8 protein-coding genes and 1 pseudogene are annotated in these 9,053 nt (G+C 70.7%); 2 read left to right on the top strand and 7 right to left on the bottom strand.

Features of this window, described 5'->3' with window-relative positions; genetic code table 11:
• Positions 1-1,135: pseudogene (locus ACT6QK_RS14150) on the bottom strand (cobaltochelatase subunit CobT); the annotation flags it as partial.
• 41 nt (positions 1,136-1,176) lie between these two features.
• The gene (ppa, locus tag ACT6QK_RS14145; protein ID WP_444598467.1) at positions 1,177-1,740 is read right to left on the bottom strand and encodes an inorganic diphosphatase; all 564 of its coding nucleotides are present in this window, start codon (positions 1,738-1,740) and stop codon (positions 1,177-1,179) included.
• 135 nt (positions 1,741-1,875) lie between these two features.
• Here ppa and ACT6QK_RS14140 point away from each other — a divergent pair, with 135 nt between their 5' ends.
• Positions 1,876-2,571, top strand: coding sequence for a DUF599 domain-containing protein (locus ACT6QK_RS14140; RefSeq protein ID WP_444598466.1), 696 nt, complete (start codon positions 1,876-1,878; stop codon positions 2,569-2,571).
• A gap of 295 nt (positions 2,572-2,866) precedes the next feature.
• On the opposite strand, the gene ACT6QK_RS14135 is transcribed toward ACT6QK_RS14140, so the two are convergent.
• Entirely contained in the window at positions 2,867-3,730 is an 864-nt protein-coding gene (locus ACT6QK_RS14135; RefSeq protein WP_444598465.1) for an N-formylglutamate amidohydrolase, read from the bottom strand.
• Positions 3,731-3,852: 122 nt separating this feature from the next.
• Between ACT6QK_RS14135 and cpdR the strand changes: the two genes are divergently transcribed.
• Positions 3,853-4,209 carry a cell cycle two-component system response regulator CpdR gene (cpdR, locus tag ACT6QK_RS14130; protein ID WP_444598464.1) on the top strand — a complete coding sequence of 119 codons (357 nt, stop codon included), beginning with the start codon at positions 3,853-3,855 and terminating at the stop codon, positions 4,207-4,209.
• Positions 4,210-4,225: 16 nt separating this feature from the next.
• Here cpdR and ACT6QK_RS14125 read toward each other — a convergent pair whose 3' ends face one another.
• The 4 genes from ACT6QK_RS14125 to mnmC form a co-directional block, all read right to left on the bottom strand.
• Positions 4,226-5,548, bottom strand: a complete 1,323-nt coding sequence (locus ACT6QK_RS14125; RefSeq protein WP_444598463.1) for a UDP-glucose dehydrogenase family protein — start codon at positions 5,546-5,548, stop codon at positions 4,226-4,228.
• Positions 5,549-5,654: 106 nt separating this feature from the next.
• Positions 5,655-6,341, bottom strand: a complete 687-nt coding sequence (locus ACT6QK_RS14120; RefSeq protein ID WP_444598462.1) for an exopolysaccharide biosynthesis polyprenyl glycosylphosphotransferase — start codon at positions 6,339-6,341, stop codon at positions 5,655-5,657.
• A 148-nt stretch (positions 6,342-6,489) separates the two neighbouring features.
• The gene (locus tag ACT6QK_RS14115; RefSeq protein ID WP_444598461.1) at positions 6,490-6,900 is read right to left on the bottom strand and encodes a DUF6491 family protein; all 411 of its coding nucleotides are present in this window, start codon (positions 6,898-6,900) and stop codon (positions 6,490-6,492) included.
• Between the two features lie 97 nt (positions 6,901-6,997).
• Positions 6,998-8,803, bottom strand: a complete 1,806-nt coding sequence (mnmC, locus tag ACT6QK_RS14110; RefSeq protein ID WP_444598460.1) for an FAD-dependent 5-carboxymethylaminomethyl-2-thiouridine(34) oxidoreductase MnmC — start codon at positions 8,801-8,803, stop codon at positions 6,998-7,000.
• Positions 8,804-9,053 lie beyond the last annotated feature (250 nt).

The raw sequence follows: 9,053 nt of genomic DNA, 5'->3' as shown, positions 1-9,053 counted from the left end.
CGGTGTCGAGCACGCCGTCCTCGAGGTCGAAGGTCCAGGTGCGGTTCTGCTGGGCCATCAGGCGGCGCTGCAGCCTGTTGGCCAGGCGGGCGACGATGGAGGACAGGGCGGTCAGCTGCTGATCGAGCAGGGACCGCAGCCGCTCCAGCTCGTTCGGGTCGCACAGGTCGGCGGCGTCGACAGTCTCGTCGAAGGCGGTGGTGAAGACGCGATAGGCGTCCACGCCCCGGCCGTCGTCCTGGGTCTGCTGCCGGTTGGGCATGTCGCCTTCGGACAGTTCGGGACCGTCGTCGGACAGGTCGCCGTCCTGCTGGGCCGGGGCGCCGTCGGGGCGGCGGTCGCTGTCCTGATCGCTGTCGGGGTCGGTGGAGTCGCCCTCCATCGACTGGCCGCCCTCGCCGCCGCCGTCGTCCTCCTCGTCTTCTTGGTCCTCGGGCGCATCCGGTTCCTGGGGCGGGGGATCGTCCTCGCCGGCGTCGTCGGACGGGTCGTCGGAGCCGCCGTCGCCGGGGTCGAGGTCGAGGGCGGTCAGGACGTCGCGCAGGGCGCGGGCGAAGGCGGTCTGGTCGTCGGCGGCCTGGGCCAGACGGTCGAGCGGTGCGCGGGCCTTGCCCTCGATCTCGTCGCGCACGAGGTCCAGCATGGCCCCGGCGCCGTCGGGGGCGCGGCGGCCGGTCAGGCGCTCGCGCAGCAACAGACCCACGGCCTCGCCGACCGGCACCCGCTCAGCCTCGGCGCGCAGAGCGCCCATCCGTTCGAGCCGGGTCAGGAGGGCGGCGTCCATATTGGACCGGACCCCGGCCAGGACGCGCGAGCCCACGGCCTCGACCCGGGCCTGTTCGGCGGCGTCATAGACCTCGGCGGCCTCGCCGCTGGCGGGACGCAGGCGGCTGTCGAGACTGTCGTCGTGGTGGGCCAGACGCAGGGCCATGCGGTCGGCCTGACCACGCAGGGCGGCGCTCTCGGGACCAGAGGGGTCGCGCGGCGGGTGCGGCAGGGTCAGGACGCCGTTCGACAGGCGCGGCCCGTCCGAACCGAAGGCGACCTCAAGCTCCGGCTGCTCCGCCAGGGCTCGCGCCGCATGAGCGAGCGCACGCTTGAAGACTTCGGCGGGACTGTCGGAGGCGGCGGCCATGAATAGTCAGCTACCCTGCCGGGCGCTCCGACGGAAGAGCGTCAGGCCGCGTTGGCGGCCTTGGACGCCTTGGCCAGCTTGTCCTGATGGGCCTTCATGCCCTGGGCGATGAGTTCGGCGGCCTCGCCGGCATCGCCCCAGCCCTTGACCGTGACCGACTTGCCCTTCTCCAGATCCTTGTAGCGGGTGAAGAAGTGCTCGATCTGCTCGATCAGGATGACCGGCAGCTGACGGTAGGAGGCGATCTCGGTGTAGTAGGGGTTCAGCTTGTCCACGGGGACGGCCAGGATCTTCTCGTCGCCGCCGGCCTCGTCGACCATCTTGAGCACGCCGATGGGGCGCGAGCGGATGACGCAGCCGGGCACGACAGGGGTGGGGTTCAGCACGATGACGTCGCAGGGGTCGCCGTCGTCCGACAGGGTGTGGGGGATGAAGCCGTAGTTGCCCGGATAGTACATGGCCGTGTGCAGGAAGCGGTCGACGAACAGGGCGCCGGAGGCCTTGTCCATCTCATACTTCACCGGCAGGCCGCCCTGCGGGATCTCGATGATGACGTTGATGTCCCAGGGGGCGTTGGGGCCGACCGGAATGGCGTCGAGGTTCATGGCGGGCTCGGGATTGTGCGAATGCGAAATGAAAGTCCGGCTCCATAGGCCCCGGACGGTTTTTGAGCAAGTCGGGATGGCCTATAGAGGGTATCGACCAAGGTCCGGGCAGGGCGGTGTGGGGATGATCCAGAAATGACGACGCTGGACTGGGCGGCCCTGGTGCTCTTCTTCGTGTGCTGGCTGGGCTACGATCCCCTGCTGCGCCTGCTGTCGCGCCGGTTCGGGGCCCTGAACCAGGACATGCTGTCGATCCGGCTGGCCTGGATGCAGGCTATGACCCGGCGCGAGGTCAAGCTGCTGGACAGCCAGTTGCTGGGCCATTCGATCAACTCCGGCTCCTTCTTCGCCTCGTCCAACCTGCTGCTGATCGCGGCCGTGGGCGGGGTGCTGTTCGGGGGCGAGACGGCGCTGAAGAGTTTCGCCGCCGTGGGCGCCGAGGCGGTGCCGGCGCCGGTGCTGGAGGCCAAGCTGGCCCTGGTCCTGGCCTGTCTGGCGCGCGGTCTGCTGGATTTCATCTGGTCGATTCGTCAGATGAACTACGCCCTGGCCCTGATCGGGGCGTCCGAGCGCTTGACCGAGGACCGCGACCTGCATGCCTTCGGCGAGGCGACGGCGGCGGTGCTCAATCCGGCGCTGGCCGCCTTCAGCCAGGGGGTGAGGGGCTATTATTTCGCCCTCGCGGCGGGGGCCTGGCTCTTCGGTCCCTTCTGGCTGGCGGCGGGCGTGGCCTCGGCCTTTACCCTGCTGGTCTGGAGGCAGGCCGGATCGCCGGCGGCGCGCGCGATTCGCTCGGCCCATCGGCTGCTGGAACAGCGGGCGAAAGACTGACTCCGCGGCGCAAGCTCCGCCATTTCGCACCTGCAGCATCAGTTTTCAGCCGATCAGGGCGGTCCATGCTTGTGAAACCGGTTTCAATCGCCAGAAACCGGTCCCAATTGCGTAACAAGCCGTGATAGAGTGGTGTGAAACACCCCTTGACCCATTGTGCATCGCAACCTAGATTGAGTTTCGACGCCTCCGGGCGTCTTGCCCTTCCTGGGCGTTTCCTCCCTATAGACTTTCATGCCGCACCCTCGGGTGCGGCTTTTTTTTTGGTCTGCGCGGTCCCGCCAAGCGCGGCGGATCAGGCGGGCCAGCCCTCGTCGAGCAGGGTCCTGATGACGCGCTCGATCACGTTGCGGCAGCGGCCGTGGCCGGCGGACAGGGTGCGGGTCGCCTCGTCGAGATAGAGGCTGCGATTCAACTCGATCTGGACGGCGTGGAAGCCCTCGGCGGGCCGGCCCCAGATCTGGGTGGTGTAGCCGCCCGCATAAGGACGATTGAGCGCGACCGTCCAGCCTGCCGCCTCGAACAGGGTGCGCAGGCGTCGCGTCAATCGGGCGTCGCAGGCCGTCCCGTGGCGATCGCCGAGCACCACGTCCGGACCGCGGGCGCCCCGCAGGCCCGCCGTTGCGTGGGACGGCATGGAATGCCAGTCGATCAGGACCGCCGCTCCGTGGCGCTCGCGGGCGGCCTGCATCAAATTCGTGAGGGCGGCGTGATAGGGTCGATGGACCGCCTCCAGCCGGGCTTCGGCCTCCGCCAGGGCGAGGCGCCGGTCATAGAGGTCTAGGCCGTCTCCGGTGCGGCGCGGGATCACCCCGTAGCCCGCGGCGATCTTGGCGGAGGACGCCGCTCGACCGGGCTCGACCGGGCATCCGGCGATCAGCACGGGATCGAGGTCGTCGGTCGCGCGGTTCAGATCGACATAGCTGCGGCTGATCCAGGCCCGGATCAGGGGCGCGCCCAGCCCCGGCGCCGCCGCCAGCAGATCATCGACCCCCGCGTCCTCGGCGCTGCTCAGCGAGGCGTCGGTCAGACCGGGCGCGGGGCGCATGTCCGGGGGTCGCCGGTCGCCGGAGTGCGGCGAAGCGAAGACGAACGGCCCCGCCGTCCCGGCCGGGCGGCGGATGTCGAAGGTCTGGGCGCTGTCGTCCGACGGAGTCATCCCCTGCGGATAGACGGTTTGGCCGCTGTGTCCACAGGCCGGGCGGGCGCGGAGGCTGCGTTTTTCATGGGGAGTTTACCCTTGCGGCGCTAACCTTACCGTTCAAGACGACGGGGACAACCATGGCGCGCATTCTGCTGGCTGAAGACGATGCCTCGCTCAGGGGTTTCCTGACGCGGGCGCTGGAGAAGGCCGGGCACCAGGTCGTCGACTGCGAGAACGGCGACGATGCGATCGACGCTCTGGAACACGGCCCCTACGACCTGCTGCTGACCGACATCGTCATGCCGGGCGCGGACGGGATCGAGGTGGCGCGCGTCGCCGCCGCCCGCCAGCCGGGTCTGCGCATCATGTTCATCACCGGCTTCGCCGCCGTGGCCCTGACCGCCGCCCAGGCCTCGCCCCAGGCCAAGGTCCTGTCCAAGCCGGTGCACCTGCGCGACCTCGTCAACGAGGTCGACCGGATGATCGCGGCCTGACGGCTGCGCGGCGCCTCTACGGACGGCCGATCCCCGAATAGACATAGCCGCGCGCCCGCATGTCGTCGGGGCGATAGACGTTGCGCAGATCGACCATGACCGGACGGTTCATCAGGAGCTTTATCCGGTCCAGATCCAGGGCGCGGAACTGGTCCCATTCGGTGACGATGACCACGACGTCGGCGCCCTCGACGGCGTCATAGGGGCCGGGGGTCATGACCACGTCCGGCATCAGGGCCGCCGCCTCGTGCATGCCTTCGGGATCATAGGCCCGGACGGTCGCGCCCGCCGCGATCAGGGCCGGGGCCAGGTCCAGCGACGGGGCATCGCGCATGTCGTCGGTATTCGGCTTGAAGGTCAGGCCCAGCAGGGCGACGGTCCGGCCGTTCAGGTCGTCGCCGAGGGTGTTGCGCACCCGGTCGGCGAGGGCGGCCTTGCGCGCGTCGTTGACGGCGACCGTCGTCTCGATCAGGCGGACGGGGCTGCCGGCGTCGGTCGCCGTTCTCACCAGAGCGAGGGTGTCCTTGGGGAAGCAGGAGCCGCCATAGCCCGGGCCGGCATGCAGGAACTTGTTGCCGATCCGCTTGTCCAGACCGATGCCGCGCGCGACCTGCTGGACGTCGGCGCCGACCTTTTCGCAGAGATCCGCCATCTCGTTGATGAAGGTGATCTTCATGGCCAGGAAGGCGTTGGCGGCGTATTTGATCAGCTCCGACGTGCGGCGCTCGGTGAACAGCAGCGGGCTCTCGTTGAGGTTCAGCGGGCGATAGAGTTCGGCCATGACCGAGCGGGCGCGGGCGCCGGTCGGGCTGTCGATGTCGTTGACGCCGATGACCACGCGGTCGGGCCGCTTGAAGTCCTCGATGGCCGCGCCCTCACGCAGGAACTCCGGGTTGGAGACGACAGCGAACTCCGCGTCGGGGCGGCGTTCACGGATGATGCGCTCGATTTCGTCGCCCGTGCCGACCGGGACGGTGGATTTGGTGACCACCACGGTGAAGCCCTGGATCAGGTCGGCGATCTCGGCGGCGGCGGCGTAGACATAGGAGAGATCGGCATGGCCGTCGCCGCGCCGCGAGGGGGTGCCCACCCCGATGAAGACAGCGTCGGCCGTACGGATCGCCTCGGCGCCGTCGCGGGTGACGGACAGTCGACCGCCGCGCACATTGGTTTCGACCAGGGCGTCCAGGCCAGGCTCGAAGATCGGGATTTCGCCCTTCTCCAGCCGCTCGATCTTGGAGGCGTCCTTGTCGATACAGGTCACCACATGGCCAAAGTCGGCGAAACAGGCGCCGGAGACCAGGCCGACATAGCCCGTTCCGATCATGGCGACACGCATGAGAAACCTCGATCCTGCGGCGGCCGCATTCGTTGCGGACGCGCGATCTGCGCGGATTGCCGGTTCGGGCGAGGCGACGCAAGGGCCAGCGTCGCGGCGCCGGAATTCAGTAGGCGTTCTGGCGCGACAGCAACAGGGGGGCGGTGCGCAGCACGATGGTCAGGTCGCGGATCAGCGACCAGTTGCGGGCATAGTCGGCGTCGGCGGCGACGCGGCGGGCCATGCACTCCAGCTGGCGAATCTCGCCGCGCAGACCCTGGATCTGCGCATAGCCGGTCAGGCCGGGGCGGACGGCGAATCTCTGGTCGTATCCCGGGATCAGGGCGCCGTAGTGGGCGTCATGGACCAGGGCGTGGGGGCGCGGGCCGACAAAAGACATCTCGCCGCGCAGGACGTTCAGAAGCTGGGGCAGTTCGTCCAGGCTGGTCTGGCGCAGCACCGCGCCGACGGGAGTGACGCGCGCGTCGTGGCGGGTGGCCTGGGTGACGTGGGCGCCGTCCTCGGTCACCGTCATGGTGCGGAACTTGAAGATGGTGAAGACCCGGCCGTTCAGCCCGGTCCGCTTCTGGCGGAACAGGACGGGGCCCGGCGAGGTCAGGCCCACGGCGGCGGCGATCAGGAGCAGGGCCGGGGCCAGCAGGACCAGAGCCAGAACGGCCCCGAAGACGTCCAGAACGCGCTTGAGCCGGGCGGATCGAGGGCGCCGAGGCAGACCGATCGCCGACCCGTCGGGCCGGCCTTGACCGACGCCGACCTGTGCGTCAGCGGTTACGAACGCCCCGCTCTCGAACATGCCCCAACTCCCGCGCGGCCCGTAGGGCCATGGTTAACGGCGGGTTAATAGGGGCGGCGGCTCATGACGCAACCCGGTTCGCGCAAAGGGCGAAGAGATTGGGTCCGGGGGTTGCGCCAAAGCCTCGACTGCGGGCGGCGGGCCGCCGTCAGGGGCGCAGCCGGGCGGGCAGGGCGGCGATTTCCTCGGCCGTCAATTGCCGGTCGATGCGCGCCCGGCAGGGCGTCGAGGGCGGCAGTGCGCGCGGGGCGAGGACCGTGACCATGTCGCCCACGCACTGGGTCGAGCCGCCGTCGATCGAGACGAGGGCGATGCTGTTGGCGCTGTCCAGGTCCATACAGGCGCCGGCGGCCGAGAGTTGATAGACCGCGTCGCGCCCGACCTTGATGTAGGTGGTCTCCCGATCGACGCGGAAGTTGTTGATCTGGCTGTTCTGGAAGCAGCGACGCTCGGAGCGGGCCGAGGCCTGGTCCGTGGCGGCTGTCGAGACGGCCTCGCCCGAAGGGGCGCAGGCGGCGAGGCTCAGCGGGAGGAGGATGAGGAGGCCGGCGCGGGTCATGACGAATCCTGAAACCTGATGCGCCCCCACGCCGATGGAGGGTCGCGCGTCGGGAGCGTCGGCGCAAGCCCCCGATGGCCGCGCCGCGTTCGGCGGATCAGCCGCGAGGGATCAACCGGTCCGGTCGCAGACGCTCGGCCTGATCGCGCGCGACGGGCGAAGGGGTCTCGGCGATCAGGGCCGCCAGATGTTCGCCCAGCAGGGGGGCCACGCAGAGGCCGCGCGAGCCCAGGCCGCCGAGGATGAACAGGCCGGGACGCTCCGACAGGGCGCCGCAGACCGGCAGGCGGTCGTTCGTGGTGGCGCGCACGGCGGCGCGGGCCGTGGTCGGCCGGCCGACGATTTCGGCGGCCCGTTGAGGCAGGCGGGACGACAGGGTTTCAAGGTTGCGCCCGGTGTCGGCCGCGCGGGGTTCAGTGTCGGTCTGGCCGCGATCGTGGGTGGCGCCGAACAGAAAGCCGTCGGGCGTGGGCGCGACATAGCCGCCCCAGGCGGCGGGCGCGGGCGGCGTGTCGCTCTGGATCCAGTCGGCCTGGCCGCGCACGGGCGACAGGCCGAGCTCGGGCGCGAGGGCGGCGTTTCCCCAGCCGGACGTCAGGACGAGGGCGTCGGTGCAGGACAGTTCCGCGCCATTCGCATCCAGGGTGATCCAGCCCCGGGGGGAAGCCTCGATGCGGGCGACCTCGCCCCGGCGCACCTCGATCCCGTCGAGGAAGGCGTCGAGGATGACGGCAGGACGAACCGCCAGGGCCGTCTGCATCAGAAGTCCGCTGGCGGGCGTGGCTTCGCCGAGGCGGGCGGCGCCGCCGGCGGCGTCCAGTCGGCGCATGGCGCCTGCAGGCCAGATCGTCTGGGCGGCCACCTTGTCGAAGCGGGTCGCGTCGCGTTCGGCCTGTTCGAGCTGCAGCACGCCCTCGGCGGTGACGGCGCCTTCGATGCGGCGATAGAGGTCGGCGGCGCGGGCCAGGGCCTGGGCGTGAAAGCCCGCGATCAGGGCGTCGCCCGCGTCCAGCCGGGGCGTGACCAGGGCGGCGGGAAAGCCGGACCCTCCGGCGCCGGGACGCTCGGCCTCCAGCACGATCGGAGACAGGCCCTGGGCCTCGAGGGCGCGGGCGACCGAGGCGCCCGCGATCCCGGTGCCGATGACGGCCACGGTCGGGCGGGGCTCGGGGGCGGGGGTTCCGGCGAACCGGGCCTCAAGCCGTTCGCGCTTGCGGCCGTGACCGGGGCGTTTCTCGACACCGAAGCCGCGCTCGGCCAGGCCGCGCCGCACCGCCCCGGCGACGGTGAAGGTGGCCAGCCGGGCGCCGGGGGCAGAACGCGCCGCGACCCCGTCCAGCACGGCCTCGGACCACATCTCCGGGTTCAGGGCCGGGGAGAAGCCGTCCAGGAACCAGGCGTCGGCGCGGCCCTGCCACTGATCCAGGGCCCAGGCGGCGTCGCCGATGGCCACGTCGAGGACAGCGCCGAGCTCGGGCAGGTCGATCCTGTGGAACCCGGGCGTCCAGTCGGGCCAGCGGTCGAGCATCAGGTCGGCGAGGTCCGCCAGCTCGGGCCAGGCCGACAGGGCCCGGCGGGCCTCCGACGCCTGCATGGGAAAGCCCTCGACGCTGAAGACATGCAGGCGACCGCCTTCGGGTCTCGTTCGACGCCAGAGGCCGAGCAGGGCGAGGACGTTCAGGCCCGTGCCGAGGCCCAGCTCGGCGACGGTGAAGCGGCGGCGGCCCCCCCAGGCGTCCGGCAGGCCGCACCCGTCGAGGAAGACCGCGCGCGTCTCGGCCAGGCCGTCGTCGCGCGAGAAATAGACGTCGCCGAACCGGCTGGACCGGGGCTCGTCGGCCTCGGTCCACTCCAGGGCGGCGGAAGAGGGCGGCGGGACGGCTTGAGGTGGAGGCGCGGCCATGGCGTCTCCTATCCCGCTCCACGTCGGCGGCAAGTCCCGGCGCGTCCATAGCCACGAAAAAGGGGGCCGTCCGGAGACGGCCCCCTTCCATCCCGCAGGATGTTCAGTCGGTTCAGTGCTTCTCGGCCGGAGCCTCGGCCGGAGCAGGGGTCATGGCGGAGCCCGCGGCGGCAGCGGTGGCGTCGGCGGCCTTTTCGGTGGCCATGGCGGCGTTGGCGCCGGCCTCGCCCGCAGCGGCGGCGGCCTGGGT

Origin of the sequence: Brevundimonas sp. (genome assembly GCF_052436175.1) — a bacterium.
Lineage (GTDB): Bacteria > Pseudomonadota > Alphaproteobacteria > Caulobacterales > Caulobacteraceae > Brevundimonas.
This window is presented reverse-complemented; position numbering and strand designations above follow the sequence as displayed.

Coding starts and splice junctions, on each gene's coding strand:
- cpdR (WP_444598464.1), top strand. CDS start 3,853: ATGGCGCGCATTCTGCTGGCTGAAGACGATGCCTCGCTCAGGGGTTTC.
- ACT6QK_RS14135 (WP_444598465.1), bottom strand. CDS start 3,730: ATGACTCCGTCGGACGACAGCGCCCAGACCTTCGACATCCGCCGCCCG.
- ACT6QK_RS14125 (WP_444598463.1), bottom strand. CDS start 5,548: ATGCGTGTCGCCATGATCGGAACGGGCTATGTCGGCCTGGTCTCCGGC.
- ppa (WP_444598467.1), bottom strand. CDS start 1,740: ATGAACCTCGACGCCATTCCGGTCGGCCCCAACGCCCCCTGGGACATC.
- ACT6QK_RS14115 (WP_444598461.1), bottom strand. CDS start 6,900: ATGACCCGCGCCGGCCTCCTCATCCTCCTCCCGCTGAGCCTCGCCGCC.
- ACT6QK_RS14140 (WP_444598466.1), top strand. CDS start 1,876: ATGACGACGCTGGACTGGGCGGCCCTGGTGCTCTTCTTCGTGTGCTGG.
- ACT6QK_RS14120 (WP_444598462.1), bottom strand. CDS start 6,341: ATGTTCGAGAGCGGGGCGTTCGTAACCGCTGACGCACAGGTCGGCGTC.
- mnmC (WP_444598460.1), bottom strand. CDS start 8,803: ATGGCCGCGCCTCCACCTCAAGCCGTCCCGCCGCCCTCTTCCGCCGCC.